The organism is Lysinibacillus xylanilyticus (assembly GCF_001183605.1).
GTDB classification, from domain to species: domain Bacteria; phylum Bacillota; class Bacilli; order Bacillales_A; family Planococcaceae; genus Lysinibacillus; species Lysinibacillus xylanilyticus.
Genome location: NZ_LFXJ01000005.1, coordinates 333362 through 348116, shown reverse-complemented (window position 1 = coordinate 348116; position 14755 = coordinate 333362). Strand labels below are relative to the sequence as shown.

Below are 14755 nucleotides of genomic sequence, written 5' to 3'. Positions count from 1 at the left end.
GTAACAGTAATAAGCCATTACAGAAGCTTTTATACTAGTTCACTACTGTTGCTTCTATCACTGTTCATTTATTTCAAAATCAACTAATGTATGTTTCTGCACTATATAAAATAGAAGTATAATGACCTACCACTACTCTATTACTCCCTATTAATACGGAAATAATACGAATCATAGTTCATCTATGCTTCTATTCTATATAGTGCAAATATCTACATTTTTTTTTTTTAAAAAGGTAATTGCTCCATAGTCACTACTACATCATTCCTTTTGTTGTAATCATCTTTGCTCATAACCATCATCTTTTTGAATGACTTTGGTACTTCATAGAAATTACTGTAACTGTTTGCATAGTAAGTAGTTGCCATTCTATCACCATCTGTCATACCTATCACATAATACTGTTGATTGAACTTAAAGCTAATTAAATTGTAACCCTTTAGAGCATTAAGGTATTTAATCATCGTACGTCTTGGTAGACCTGTTTCAGCACTTAGCTTTTCGTAAGATACGTCATAACCATTTCTAAAAATGTCATGCTTATGCTTCAACCAACTATACAGATAGAAACCTATTGTACCTATTTCATCGTTTGCCATACAGTACATGAACACATTAAAGTCCACTGAATGTGTATTTGAAACATCAAAGAATGTTCCCTGCGCTTCTTCTTCAACTATCTGATTAGTTTCTATATCGTGCTTTAAAATAGTTCGCTCAAACGCTTTGGATGGTTTCTTTAAGAAGAACATCTTAGGAATCTCAGGTAACATATCTTTCGGCATATCATAAGCCATTGTAAAAGTTAAACCTTCTATTTCCTTGAGTTCCCAACCTAAAGGGATATTTTTTATAGATTCTGTATAACCAATATCATCAAGCAATCCACCTTTTTTAGTGATGTAGTTCATTGTGCGATTGCTTTCAGCGTAGCCCAACACCTGCTTAATGACATTTCCATCAAGGAAAACCTCAGTGTTAAGATACTTACAGTTGCGATATAAGAAATGTGTAAGGTAGTAATAACTGTAAGCATATGCCAAATGTGTGCCACTGGTAATGTAGCCCTGTAAGTCATCAAAAATTTCGTTTGGTAGGAACACCTTAGATTCCTTTCCTGTGATTTTCAATGTTGATTTGATTTGATAAAAATTCATACTATTTCTTCCTTTTCCTAAATAATTTATTAGGTACTCAGAGCCAACAAAAAAGGTAGACAACACCAATCAGACCTTCTTATTTCTAAGAAAAATCCAATTTAGTATTGTCTACCGCTGCATGTTAGTAGAATGTATTAGTTTTCATATAATATAGCCTGTATGGCTTAGTTAATGTTTAGGTTTCATTTTAAATGTAAAGTTTCATAAAATGGCTTCAAGTGCCTTAATACAATATTATACAAGATTAATAACTTTTTGACAACTATTTCTGTTACATAGTAGAGTTTAGTTCAAAGCTCGGTACAAAAAAACGACCTTCATCATTGAAACAAGTAATTTTTATCTAAAATCTTGTTCTATATGCCTTACATATACTTAAATTCCTATTTTATGAGGAACTCAAACTTCTCTTCTTAGTTTCTTCTTTTATTAGAACTTCACATAGTAATTTAAACAACTTTTCTATTTCAACTATAAAATAATCACAAGCCTCTTCACCTAAAATAATTCCTTTTCCATTTTCAGATAGACCAATGCTTTTATCAGATAAATCTTCAACAACCTTTATGAGCTTTTTGTCTGATTCACCCATCCAAGTAATATAACCTCTTTTACGAACAATACAATTCCTTAATTTTCTATAGTTAGAAAAATTATTTTTGAAATTCTTAGGAATCTTATAATTCAAGGCTTTTTCTATAATGTTAAAATACTGAGTAAGTATGGGTAGCTTTCTATTTTCTTTTAATGTCTCTTCTATTTTTAAACGATACTTACAAATTTCAATGAATCTGTAAAGAACATCCTCTAAAAGACTGTATATACTTATAAAGACAGAATTATTTAGTAGATACTGATACCTAATATCAATTCGGTGTGCATACTCATAATCATTCGACAATAAAAAATTAAATGCATCTAAATCTCTTTCAAGCATTTCATTCTTAATTTTTTCTACACTTAATTTCATATCGTCTAAATAGTATGTAAAATCTTGTAGTTCCAACCCAATTAGTCTGTAATACAAATCTAATGGTTTATGGATATCATATACCCTTGTAGCAATCACTCCATTTGCATCTTTTGCATCAATACCAAATCTTGTATATATTTCGTCCATAAAGTATCCTCCTAAAATAATCTAAATTGTTCGATTCACTAATTGACTTCACCTTACCTTGAAGACATAGTAATAACAATGGCATGTTGCTAAAATAATTGCCTACATCATAGAAACAAACTGAATCTAAGACATAGACAGCAATTAATAATTATAGATACTCCCTCAAATCCTTTGTTACCTCTTTAACATCTATAAAGTTAAACAACCTTGATTAATTACATAATTAACCCCTAGTATGTCATAAGTAATCCCTTAACCCCTTCAATACATCATCAGAGCTTATCCCTAAATATCTCGTTGTGGTTGATAATGATTTATGGGATAGCGCCTTGCTAATTAAAACAACATCCGCCCCCTTCTTCCTTAAGTTAGTTGCATACAACCTTCTAATTGCATGAGCGCTAATATTGTTTAACTTGTACTTCTTAGCATAGTAAGAAAGCCTCTTAGTAATTGCACATGGCTTAGATTCAACGTCTAACGAGTCTCCAAACTTACTTAAAAATACAACTTCATTTCGTTTCTTATAATGTTTACGAATAATATTATTTTGAGTTATCAAACGATTCAAATATAGTGCTAATTCATCATCGAATGGCAATTTCAATATATCATGGTTCTTCAAAAAGTCACCCGTCAGAAGCAATGAATTAGTCTTAAAGTCAACATGCTTCTCTTCTAGCTGTATTAACGTGTTCATTCGAATACCCGTCTTGTATATAGTCAATACAGCCACCGCATCACGAAACTGAATGAAATCCACCATATCAAGTAATGACAATAAGATTGACAATTGCTTCTCATCAGCAGGAAGTTTGATTTTAGTATCAACACGTATACGAACGTCTTTCCAAAAGTTTCTCTCTATCCATCCGTTATCGTAAAGTCGATTTAAAACAGCTTTAATGACACGTAGACGGCTTTGTTTCGATACATCTGAAATATCCCCTAAGCTCGCAAGCCAACCAAATATAGACTCCAATTTAATGTCATCTACGTATTCAATTTTCATTGCATCTACTAAACGTTTAAAAGTATAAATATATTCGCTGATTGTTGCCTTGCGAACGCCCGAGAGACGCATTTGCTCTTTAACAATTAACAAAGCACTATTTATTTCTACACCTTTCTTACCCTCATGTAATTCAGCTACATCAATCATTAGCTTTGGTGGAGTAATCAGTATCGTATCTTCCTCTTTAAACGTATCATCAAAACTTGGTAGCTGTATAGCTTCTGTCACATCTTCTAAATCAAAAATCCCTGTACGCTGACCTTTTTTAGCCAAATAAAAAACCTCCTAACAATTGAATGTTAGAAGGTAATTTTATTGCGATATTTGGAATGCATTCTATTCCCTATTCTATTCCCTAAATCCACAAATCAATTACTTGCTTGTCCCCAAAACATCATTCTCTTCTAGGAACTTCGTATTGAATTGCGCTGATTTGAAAACGTCATTGTTCATCAATGCTTGGTGGAATGGAATTGTTGTATTGATACCAGGACCAGATACTTCAAATTCGCTAAGCGCACGATTCATTTTAGCAATCGCTTCTTCACGTGTATTGGCATGAACAATTAGTTTTGCAACCATAGAGTCATAGTATGGTGGGATTGTATAGCCAGCATATACAGCAGAGTCAATACGTACACCGTAGCCACCTGGAGTTACGTAAGTATCTACAGTACCAGCTGATGGCATGAAGTTTTTATAAGCATTTTCTGCGTTAATACGGCATTCAATTGCCCAACCATTTAATTGAATATCATCTTGAGTGAAAGGAAGTTTTTCACCAGATGCAACTTTTAATTGTTGTTGTACAAGATCTACACCAGAAATCATTTCAGTTACTGGGTGTTCTACTTGGATACGAGTATTCATTTCCATGAAGTAGAATTTATCTTCTCGATAGTCATAAATAAACTCGATTGTTCCAGCACCTTCATAGTTACAAGCTTCTGCAGCTTTAACGGCAGCTGCTCCCATTTCAGCTCGGCGTTCAGAAGATAGCGCTGGAGATGGAGCTTCCTCCACTAATTTCTGCATACGGCGTTGAACTGTACAGTCACGTTCACCTAAATGTACAACGTTACCATGGCCATCCGCTAATACTTGGATTTCACAGTGACGGAAGTACTCGATGAATTTTTCTAAATATACGCCCGGGTTACCAAATGCTGCAGCAGCCTCTTTTTGCGTAATTTCAATGCCTTTTACAAGGTCTTCTTCTGTACGAGCTACACGGATACCTTTACCGCCACCACCAGCAGTTGCTTTGATGATCACTGGGTAACCAATTTTAGCAGCCCATTCTTTACCTGTTTCGGTATCTGGAACAATACCAGTACCCGGAACAAGTGGAACACCTGCTGCTTCCATTGTTGTACGTGCAACGTCTTTAATACCCATAATTTTAATAGAATCAGATGAAGGTCCAATGAACTTAATGCCTGCATTTTCACAAGCCTCAGCGAAGTCAGCGTTTTCAGATACGAAACCGTAACCTGGGTGGATACCGTCTGCACCAGTTTTTTCTGCTACGCTAAGTAAAGCCGGAAAGCTTAAATATGAATCTTTTGATAGCTTCGGCCCGATACAATATGCTTCGTCTGCTAATTTCACATGTAATGCGTCTGCGTCTGCTTCTGAGTATACGGCAACTGATTGAATGCCTAACTCTTTACAAGCACGAATGATACGCACAGCGATTTCGCCGCGGTTTGCAATTAAAACTTTTTTCATGGTTGTGCACTCCTTACTCAGCTTTTACAAGGAATAATGGTTGACCGTATTCTACTAATTCACCGTCTTTAACTAGTACTTCAACGATTTCCCCTTGAACTTCTGCTTCAATTTCGTTGAATAGTTTCATAGCTTCTACGATACATACAATTGTTTCATTACCAACTTTGTCCCCCACTTTAACGTAAGCTGGTGTATCTGGATTTGGAGATTGATAAAAAGTTCCAACCATCGGCGATACAATTTTATGCAACGACGAGTCGTTACTTGTTGATGCTGCAGCTGGTGCTTCTTCAGCTTTTGCTGGTGCTACAGGAGCTGCTGCAGGTGCAGACTGTTCTACAACAGGTGCAACTACTTCTTTTTTAGGTGCTACAGTTTCAGTAACAACACCATTCTTTTTTAATTTAACTTTTGCGCCATCTACTTCGTAAACGAATTCGTCAATTGAAGAAGAATCTACTAATTTAATAATTTCGCGAATTTCTTGAATTTTGAACATTCCTAACTCTCCTTATGAAATAAAATCTACTACAAACACTATTTTATATTTTTTTCGCACAATTTGAAATACTTTAATGCAAATTAAGTAAATATGAACAAAATAAAAGGCTTTCCTTTAATAAACGAAAGCCTTTTCATTATACTGATATATAACAATAGCTATTAAATAGACAGAATATTCATCTTTTTCTTTCTATTTTTAATAGTTATTCGCACTGAATTTTACTTGGACGTTCTTTGCGTCCTCCATCTCTGTTTTTACCAAGTAAATAATTTCATTTGCTTGAGCTGTTGATAGCTCCTCCGCCATAACAGTTACCTGTACTTTATCAGCATCTGCTCGTACAAATGCATCGGAATAACCTAAAGATTTAATAAGCATTTCTAACATTGCTTCAGAGGATTCTTGTTTAATAAGGTTATCCATTTCATTATAAGCCTCACTTTTTTGTTCCGCTGTGTAATCTTTTGAACCAATCTTCGTTGTTAGTTGTTCACGTAGTTGGCTTCTTTCATCACTAACTTGCATGCGCATTTCTTCAAATAAATGACTTGGAGAAGATACTTCCTTCGTCTCTCCGTCTTTCGTTGCTTCTTGATCAGTCACACCCGTTACCGCAGTTTGCTGTAATGCGTCATCTGTGAAAATAGTTAGTCCATTAAATTGTTTTGCTGGATCAACCAAATAATACACTGAAATAACCGCTACTAGACTTAATAATGTCATAAACCAAACTGTTCTTCTACGTACGCGCATTTACTTTTCCTCCTTATTCTCCATTGGAACGATAATAATTCGATGAATCGGCAATTGCATTACTTGACTAACAACAGCACGAATTTCATTTTTCACAAAGATATCTGATGCTCCTTCAGAAACAACTAGCATCCCTGTTAATTCTTTCGTGCCTTGTTCAGTTCCTCGAAAATATTGACTGAATAGTTTATTGTCATCCTTCTCATCTGTCATATCTCCGTAATAAAAATAGACTTTAACCTCCCCAACACCTTTCATAGCCTTTAGTGTCTTCTCAAGTTTTTCTTCATTGGTCATCGATGTTACTTGCCCATTCGTTGTACTCGTTTGATACATTGGTAAAATGATGAAAATTCCCACGGAGGCAGCGATAAGCATTAAGACTATAAATGACGTTGTTTTTTTTCGTTTCTTTTCCACATCACTTGTACATTGCCTCCTTTCATCTTCTCTTTTTCAAGTGTATGTACGCTTGTTTCCTCCTATGAATTGATAAATGGAATCTTTAATAGCAATTGCAAAAATACTAACGTAATAACAAGCTTTGTAAGTGAAATTATTTCTTTATCGTCAGTTAGAAACACAAATATCTGACAGATAAAGAGCATTGCTAATAAAAGAATCAATCTATCTCCCCCCAGCCATAACTTGCACAAAAACGATGAGGAATAAACAAGAAAACATAAATGAAAAAGCAATTAGAAATGATACAGCACATAAGGTAAATAGAGATTTACTAACATGATCAAGTAGTTTACAAATATCATCGAAGGCAATTGGTTCTAAAATAGCAGCTAACATTTTCAACGAATATGCACTAACAACAAGCTGAACTGTTGGAATGAACGACACGGTAATAACCGCTATAAAAGCAGAAATACTAGTAATTGAAGAGGAAAATTGTGTCATATGTTGGAACATCGAAAAACTATCTACTATAAAGGAACCTACAACCGGAATATTTTCCTCTATTAATTTCTTTACAGGCTCTGCAACAGCTGCATTGACACTAAATGCGGCAACACCACTCGCCGACATTAAAATGATGTAACAAATAACAGATGCCGAGACGATACTCATAATCGTAAAACGAATCAAATCGGCAATTCTCGTAAACGAAATTTCTTTAACAATGACACTACAGACATCAAACACAATGGCAAAAAGCACTCCTGGGATAAGCCACTTACTACTAACAAACGTTAAGACTTGTACAAAAAAAAGTAAAAAAGGCTGCCAAGAAGCAATCGCAGTAATACTACTAGATAAAAGAAAGCTTGAAGTAAGAATCGGATAAAATGCAGTAAAAATATGAGCAAGACCTTGTGCTATTTCGTCTATTAATTTAAATGAATTCACAACAACTGGTCCTATAGTTGCCAGTACAATAAGAAAAAAAAGTATCCTTGTCCCTTTTTCAAATTCTGGTAAAATCATATTAACAATCAAAATAATAATGACATAGCCACACAAAATAAGTGTCATCTTCAGCAATAGAAAGAATGGATCAGTTAAAAACGAAAATATTTGCTCCAGCAATGTCTTCGCCCCTTAGTTTAGCCGTTGTAAAATGGCCGACACCTCCTGTAAAACAGCCAAAAATTCCTTAAACCAGTACAACAAAATAACAATCTTGACCCCATCATAGACAATATGCCCGAGTACTTTATAGCCTTGTTCTACAAGTAAAAAAGACACCCATTGCCCTATATAAAAAAGGCTAGCACTTACTACAATTGCTTTTGCATAAGGCAAAAAAGCTAATGTCTCAAGCAATTGCTTGATGAATGGCAATAGGAGTGTCGAGAACAACATACTGAACAGCAAAAACGAAAACATAACACTAATTAGCGCATGGAGTGGCTTTATGACTTCTTTTATAAGCAATAATAAAAGCAGCATGACAACAGCTATGATGACAATTTCCATTTACACTACCCAGAAGAGGTCAGCCATTGAAAGAATGTAAGAATTTCATTAAAAAATAGACGTAAAAATCGCAGTAATTCCGCTGTCATATATAAGTAGGCAATGAAAAATAGGAAAAATGAAAATTCTTTTTTTCCTGTTTGATCAAAGAAGACATGAAGAAGCGCAACTACTAGTCCCACTCCAGCGACTCTTAATACGTCTTGTAATTCCATTTCATACGCCCCCTCGTGTACAGCAATATATGTTGCTACCCACAAAAAAAGACCTCCATACTTACGCATAGAGATCTTAGTATTTTTATTAAATTAATGATGCCTCGGCATAATTGGCATCCGGAATCAGAAAGAAACTAAAGTAGCTTTTCAATGATGCTTTTCACAGTACCTGATTGATTCACTAAATAGCTCTTTTCACCCATCCACATCGATAAATTATCGCCTTTGCCCTGTTTTGCACTTTCTTTACGAATAGTTGTAGTTAGATCATTTTGCAATGGATAAGGTGCTACAACAGCATCCTTCATACGTTCCGTAAAACCATTCGCTAAGCCTCTTGCTGGTTTACCAGAAAAAGCACGAGTAATCGTCGTCTGCTGTTCTTTAGATTCAAGCAAGGCATTTTTATAAAGAGGTGAAATTTCACACTCATCCGCTACTAATAAAGCTGTACCGATTTGAACCGCTTGAGCACCAATTGCTAGTGCGTTGCTTACATCTTCCTTTGTGACAATGCCTCCAGCAGCAATAATCGGTATGGAAATTTGTCCTACTACTTGCTGCAGTAAATCATGCAAATCAATTAATTGCATAGGTTCAGTGAAAGAACCACGATGACCACCAGCTTCACCACCCTGAAGGACAACAGCTTGCATTCCCGCTTGCTCTACACGCTTTGCTTCCTCTAATGTAGTAGCTGTTCCAATAACATAAACATTGTTGTCCTTTAAACGATCAATAACATCTGCTGAAGGAATGCCAAACGTAAAGGAACAAATGGCAACATTTTCATCAAGAACAGCTTGTACTTGTTCTTCAAATACTTCCTTGGACGTGACACTTTGTACAGGTGAAAGTCCAAGCTCATCATAAAACGGTTGTAAAGCCATTCGAGCTTTCTGTAGTACATCAATATCAATACGCGGCTCTTCCTGTACAAATAAATTAACTGCAAATGGCTTTTTCGTTAGCTTTTTAACTTCCTGAATAAAGTTTTTTGTTTGCTCCCCATCTAAATAGCCCGCTCCAATCGAGCCTAAAATGCCTTCCTGTGCACAGGCAGCCACAAATTTTGGCGTAGTTATACCAGCCATTGGTGCCTGTATTATTGGAGATGTTGTTTTAAAAATTGTTTGTAACATAGCATTCACTCCTTACTATTATTGTAAACAACTCTTCCAAATATGGCCATATACCAAATGATAGAACCATATTTTTATACTAGAAATAACGGCTGCTATTTCTCTATCTATTGTCACAAAGTTAGATTTCTTTAGCTTTTTATGTATAAGTAAAAACCTACCCTTTTGTTAGAAAAGAGTAGGCTGAATGTTTTTATTTATTACGCACGAGAAACGTAAGAAGCTTCTTCTGTATTGATGATTAATTTATCACCTTGGTTTACGAAGAATGGTACTTGTACAATAAGACCTGTTTGAAGAGTTGCTGGTTTTGTACCACCAGAAGCTGTATCACCTTTGATACCAGGTTCTGTTTCTGTTACTTCTAGCTCAACAGTGTTTGGTAATTCAACACCTAGCATTTCACTTTGGTATGATTGAATATGAACTTCCATGTTTTCTTTTAGGAATTTTAATTCATATTCAATTGCAGCTGAAGAAAGTTCAGTTTGCTCATATGATTCTAAATCCATGAAAACATGCTCGTCACCTTGTGCATAAAGGTATTGCATTTTACGGTTATCGATTTGTGCTTTTTCAACTTTCTCACCAGCACGGAAAGTTTTTTCATTTACTGAACCGTTACGTAGGTTACGTAATTTAGAGCGTACGAACGCAGCACCTTTACCTGGTTTAACGTGTTGGAAATCTAACACGCGATATAATTGGCCATCTACAATAATTGTTAGACCAGTACGGAAATCGTTTACTGAAATCATTTGTGTTCCTCCATAGTTTATAAAATAATAAGTTCTTTTGACGAATGAGTTAGTAGTTCATTTCCTGTCTCTGTGATTAAAATATCGTCCTCGATACGAACACCACCGATTCCAGGTACATAAACTCCTGGTTCAATCGTTACGGCCATACCTGACTCTAGCACCGCTTCTGATCGCATTGATAGACCAGGGCCTTCATGTACTTCAAGTCCAATCCCGTGTCCTAATGAATGACCAAATGCCGCGCCATATCCCTTTTCTGTTAAGTAGTTACGTGCAATCGCATCTGCTTGAATCCCTGTTAAGCCAGGGCCAACCTTTTCAAGTGCTAAAAGCTGGGAAGCAAGTACTGCGTTATACATATCCACTAATTTTTCAGATGGCTCGCCAACTGCCACAGTACGTGTAATATCCGAGATATAGCCATTGTACAGCGCCCCATAGTCTAAAGTGACAAAGTCGCCTTTTTCAATCACTTTATTCGTTGCAACACCATGTGGTAAAGCTGAGCGAAGACCAGACGCAACTATTGTATCAAACGAGGATTGAGTTGCTCCTTGTTTACGCATGAAAAATTCTAATTCATTCGAAACCTCAAGCTCTGTTTTTCCTGGCTTAATGAAGTTTAAGATATGTGTATATGCGTGATCAGCAATTTCACACGCAACCTTAATAATATTAATCTCTTGTTGCGTCTTAATCAAGCGAATTTTTTCAATTAGCCCTGAAATCGGCACTAAATCAGCTTGAATTTTATTTTTATACAGCTCATATGTGCCATAGCTAACAGTATCTTTCTCAAAGCCCAATAATTTGATACCCATGTTTTTTACTTGTGTTGCAATTTCTTCAATGATCGTCGCCTCATGCTTTACAATTCGGAAGTCCTGTACTTGCGCAGCTGCTTGCTCTGTATAACGGAAATCCGTGATAAACACAGCATCATTTTGAGACACAATCGCTACGCCCGCTGTTCCTGTAAAACCAGTCATATAACGACGATTGTACTCGTTCGTAATTAAAATGCCATCCATGTTTTGTTCCTGAAGTGCCTTACGTAGCTTTTGTAATTTCAACATAATCAATTCTCCCTCTCGATAAATGTGCGTAGTGCCAGTTCATAGCCTTTCGTACCTAGTCCACTAATTTGACCAAGGCATGCCGGAGCGAGATAAGAATGATGACGGAAAGCCTCACGTTTATGGATATTTGAAATATGTACTTCTATAACCGGCACAGAAATCCCTGCTATTGCATCATGTAACGCAATGCTTGTATGGGTATATGCACCGGGATTAAAGATTATACCATCATATTTTTCGTCCTCTGCTTCATGCACCCAATCAACAAGTACCCCTTCATGATTAGATTGACGAAACTCGACAGTGGCGCCTAAAGATACCGCAAGATTCTGAACATTATTTTTCACATCTTCTAATGTCTCATAACCATATATATGTGGCTCTCGTTTACCTAGTCGATTTAAATTAGGTCCATTCAAACATAATAACTTCACGCATATTCGCCTCTTTCTATGTACTTGCCATTATTTTATCATACAAGGCGCATACAGCAACTAATTTCCTTTTTGTGCTGTGTGCTCCTTTTGATGAAAATTCGCAGTTTCAAGCAAGAAACGTAATAGACAAATAACAATGACTATGAAAGGGATCGATAGTTTTTTAAAAGAAGAAGATTGTAAAGGCAAATCAAGAACAATCCATTCTAACGTGATGGACAAAAAAAGGCCGAGCAAAAAAGAAGATAGCACAGCTGGGATTATATAGACATATCTCAACGTAATATATAACACAAATCCAATAAAAAATAAGACTAGGATGAAAAAGCTCCATTGAAATAGTTTTGAACTACCTTCGAATAAATCCCATTTCTTATAAAAACCTATTGGATTCCATTTAATGAGATGAAAGTATTGAAGCCCCTTTAAACACAATGCTAAAACAAGTGCACTGACGAGCGATGTTATACTAGCTACTTTCAAGCAAAAGTCCTCCTAACTTGTACCACGAGTCTATTTTCTAATGCTAATCATTTCCTGAACTATACGATTAGTGTAACCATTTAGAAATTTTACTATGCGTAACTCTAGAGGTTTATCACTAAATTTAGTACAATGGTACAGTTGAAATATAAAAAGAGAGTGGTGTTAGCCTTGAGCAATTCACCTGTTTACGGGGGACAAGCACAATTAGAGGGTGTAATGTTCGGCGGAAAGGAACATACGATTACTGCAATTCGCCGTAACGATGATTCCATTGATTATTATCATTACAAAAAAGTTCAAAATCCTATTTTACAAAAGCTTAAAAAAATTCCATTGGTGCGAGGCGTTGTAGCACTGATTGAATCAGCTGGTTTAGGCTCTCGTCATATGCAGTTTTCAGGTGACCGTTACGACGTTACACCTGGCGAGGAAGAAGAAAATAAAGAGGAAGGCTCGAGACTTCAAATGATTTTAGGAGTTGCAGTCGTGGGTATTCTTTCCTTTTTATTTGGTAAATTTGCCTTTACACTAATTCCAGTATTTATTGCGGATTTTTTCTCTAAATGGATAGAGGGCAAAACCGGTCAAATTTTACTTGAAAGTGGCATTAAGCTAATTTTACTACTAACCTATTTATATTTTATATCTTTAACTCCACTAATTAAACGAGTGTTCCAATATCATGGTGCAGAACATAAGGTTATAAATTGCTATGAAGCTGGGATGGACGTAACAGTGGAAAATGTGCAAGCACAATCACGCTTACACTATCGTTGCGGTAGTAGTTTTATGCTGTTCACTGTATTCGTAGGCATGTTTTTATATTTCTTCGTGCCAACTGATCCACTTTGGTTACGCCTCTTGGACCGTATTCTATTAATTCCAGTTGTTCTTGGTATATCATTTGAAGTACTTCAAGCGACAAATGCATGCCGTAATATTCCCGTGTTACGCTTCCTTGGCTATCCAGGCTTATGGCTGCAATTACTGACAACACGTGAACCTAAGGACGACCAAGTAGAAGTAGCCATCGCATCCTTCAATAAGTTGCTTCAAGTTGAGCAACAACCAGAAATCGCGGCAACTTTAAATCATGATTAAAAATTAAAGAGCAAGTCCAACTAATTGCATCAGTTGGACTTGCCCTTTTTTATAGTTTTTACAATAGCTGTACAGAAATTATTTGCTGCTTTGCTTTCTCGTACTCATCTTCCAATGTTTCAAGTATTTCACGAACTGACTCTCGTTTGACAATGTTAGTGATGCCATGTCCAGCAGACCAAATATCTCGCCATGCCTTGACATTTACAAGGTGTGTTAAATCAATATCCTCTCTTGGCTTCAATGTCGCTGGATCAATGCCTTCCTTTAATAAGGATGGAATTAACACATTAACATGGACACCGCTAAAAGCATCGGTATATAAAATATCAGAGGTATCACTTTCAAACACCATATTTTTGTACTCCTCAGGTGCATTTCCTTCATCACAAGCTAAAAAACGAGTACCCATATAGGCATAGTCTGCTCCCATTATTTGAGCAGCTAATACGTCTGCACCGCTAGAAATGGAGCCTGATAAAATGATTGTCCCCGTAAAGAATTTCTTTACCGCAGATACAAAACCAAATGGGCTCAGTTGCCCGCCATGCCCACCAGCCCCTGCACAAACAAGGATTAGTCCGTCTACACCTATGGCAGCAGAGTTTTTAGCATGCTTGACGTTCGCAACATCTGCATAGACCTTCCCCCCATAGCCATGAACAATGTCTATAACTCTCTTTGGATTACCTAATGAAGTAATGACAATTGGTGGCTGGAATTGTTCAATTAACTGTAAATCTTCCTCAAAACGTGTATTCGCTACAGGGTGACATATAAAGTTGACTGCCCATTGCTCAGTAGATAGCGCCTCTTTTATTTCTTCAAGCCACTCAGCACATGCTGAAGCGGGTCTTGCATTTAATAATGGAAAAGAACCTATAGCCCCTGCTCTACTAGCTTCAATAACCATCTTTGGGTTAGAAACTAAAAACATCGGAGCTACTATAATCGGTAAACTATTCATACACTCTCCCCCTTTATACTTAAATAATTCGAGAGATTTCCTGAAAATCCTACTAAAAAATCAATTATTCCTCGGCAAAATTGCGTCCAGAATCGGCTTTGTGCTTAGGCCAGCAGATGTTTTTTGCGCGAAAGCGTAGTGCTAACGCAGCGGCAGCAGCAGATGTTTTTTGCGCGAAAGAGTAGTGCTAACGCAGCGGCAACAGCTTGTTTTTGTCTGCGCAAAAGCGAAGCGACAGCAAAAGGGTTTCATCTGCACGAAAGCGAAGTGACAGCGGCAACAATAAGATGTTGGTCACTCAGTCGTTGCCACAGGGCGTGGCGCTCTTAGACTGAGTTCCTTAAT

The 14755-nt window shown here is 36.4% G+C and carries 18 protein-coding genes; 1 reads left to right on the top strand and 17 read right to left on the bottom strand.

Going from position 1 to position 14755, the window contains the following annotated elements:
* Positions 1-227 precede the first annotated feature (227 nt).
* From ACZ11_RS04810 to ACZ11_RS04740, 16 genes are all read right to left on the bottom strand, one after another.
* Entirely contained in the window at positions 228-1157 is a 930-nt protein-coding gene (locus ACZ11_RS04810; protein WP_049664178.1) for a hypothetical protein, read from the bottom strand.
* 391 nt (positions 1158-1548) lie between these two features.
* Entirely contained in the window at positions 1549-2280 is a 732-nt protein-coding gene (locus ACZ11_RS04805; protein ID WP_049664177.1) for a hypothetical protein, read from the bottom strand.
* Positions 2281-2521: 241 nt separating this feature from the next.
* The gene (locus ACZ11_RS04800) at positions 2522-3571 is read right to left on the bottom strand and encodes a tyrosine-type recombinase/integrase (RefSeq protein ID WP_049664176.1); all 1050 of its coding nucleotides are present in this window, start codon (positions 3569-3571) and stop codon (positions 2522-2524) included.
* Positions 3572-3670: 99 nt separating this feature from the next.
* Entirely contained in the window at positions 3671-5029 is a 1359-nt protein-coding gene (accC, locus tag ACZ11_RS04795) for an acetyl-CoA carboxylase biotin carboxylase subunit (RefSeq protein ID WP_049664175.1), read from the bottom strand.
* Positions 5030-5042: 13 nt separating this feature from the next.
* Positions 5043-5531, bottom strand: coding sequence for an acetyl-CoA carboxylase biotin carboxyl carrier protein (gene accB / locus ACZ11_RS04790; RefSeq protein WP_049664173.1), 489 nt, complete (start codon positions 5529-5531; stop codon positions 5043-5045).
* Positions 5532-5732: 201 nt separating this feature from the next.
* Positions 5733-6290 carry a SpoIIIAH-like family protein gene (locus ACZ11_RS04785; protein ID WP_049664172.1) on the bottom strand — a complete coding sequence of 186 codons (558 nt, stop codon included), beginning with the start codon at positions 6288-6290 and terminating at the stop codon, positions 5733-5735.
* Positions 6291-6710: a hypothetical protein gene (locus tag ACZ11_RS04780; protein WP_049664171.1), complete on the bottom strand. Its 420-nt coding sequence runs from the start codon at positions 6708-6710 to the stop codon at positions 6291-6293.
* 62 nt (positions 6711-6772) lie between these two features.
* Positions 6773-6916 (bottom strand): hypothetical protein, encoded by a 144-nt coding sequence (locus tag ACZ11_RS26510; RefSeq protein WP_166672062.1) that lies wholly within the window; start codon positions 6914-6916, stop codon positions 6773-6775.
* A 1-nt stretch (position 6917) separates the two neighbouring features.
* Entirely contained in the window at positions 6918-7829 is a 912-nt protein-coding gene (locus ACZ11_RS04775; RefSeq protein ID WP_049664169.1) for a stage III sporulation protein AE, read from the bottom strand.
* 12 nt (positions 7830-7841) lie between these two features.
* Positions 7842-8219 (bottom strand): hypothetical protein, encoded by a 378-nt coding sequence (locus ACZ11_RS04770; RefSeq protein WP_049664168.1) that lies wholly within the window; start codon positions 8217-8219, stop codon positions 7842-7844.
* 5 nt (positions 8220-8224) lie between these two features.
* The gene (locus ACZ11_RS04765; protein ID WP_012295089.1) at positions 8225-8434 is read right to left on the bottom strand and encodes a hypothetical protein; all 210 of its coding nucleotides are present in this window, start codon (positions 8432-8434) and stop codon (positions 8225-8227) included.
* Between the two features lie 137 nt (positions 8435-8571).
* Positions 8572-9579, bottom strand: a complete 1008-nt coding sequence (locus ACZ11_RS04760) for an NAD(P)H-dependent flavin oxidoreductase (RefSeq protein ID WP_049664167.1) — start codon at positions 9577-9579, stop codon at positions 8572-8574.
* A 200-nt stretch (positions 9580-9779) separates the two neighbouring features.
* Positions 9780-10337, bottom strand: a complete 558-nt coding sequence (efp, locus tag ACZ11_RS04755) for an elongation factor P (protein ID WP_049664165.1) — start codon at positions 10335-10337, stop codon at positions 9780-9782.
* A gap of 17 nt (positions 10338-10354) precedes the next feature.
* A complete protein-coding gene (locus tag ACZ11_RS04750; RefSeq protein ID WP_049664163.1) occupies positions 10355-11416 on the bottom strand; it encodes a M24 family metallopeptidase in 1062 nt (353 codons plus the stop codon).
* Positions 11417-11418: 2 nt separating this feature from the next.
* The gene (gene aroQ, locus ACZ11_RS04745; protein WP_049664162.1) at positions 11419-11853 is read right to left on the bottom strand and encodes a type II 3-dehydroquinate dehydratase; all 435 of its coding nucleotides are present in this window, start codon (positions 11851-11853) and stop codon (positions 11419-11421) included.
* Positions 11854-11913: 60 nt separating this feature from the next.
* Positions 11914-12339 carry a hypothetical protein gene (locus tag ACZ11_RS04740; RefSeq protein ID WP_049664161.1) on the bottom strand — a complete coding sequence of 142 codons (426 nt, stop codon included), beginning with the start codon at positions 12337-12339 and terminating at the stop codon, positions 11914-11916.
* Positions 12340-12471: 132 nt separating this feature from the next.
* Here ACZ11_RS04740 and ACZ11_RS04735 point away from each other — a divergent pair, with 132 nt between their 5' ends.
* Entirely contained in the window at positions 12472-13443 is a 972-nt protein-coding gene (locus ACZ11_RS04735; RefSeq protein ID WP_049664159.1) for a DUF1385 domain-containing protein, read from the top strand.
* Between the two features lie 58 nt (positions 13444-13501).
* Here ACZ11_RS04735 and ACZ11_RS04730 read toward each other — a convergent pair whose 3' ends face one another.
* Positions 13502-14410 carry an NAD(P)H-dependent flavin oxidoreductase gene (locus tag ACZ11_RS04730; protein WP_049664158.1) on the bottom strand — a complete coding sequence of 303 codons (909 nt, stop codon included), beginning with the start codon at positions 14408-14410 and terminating at the stop codon, positions 13502-13504.
* Positions 14411-14755: the final 345 nt, after the last annotated feature.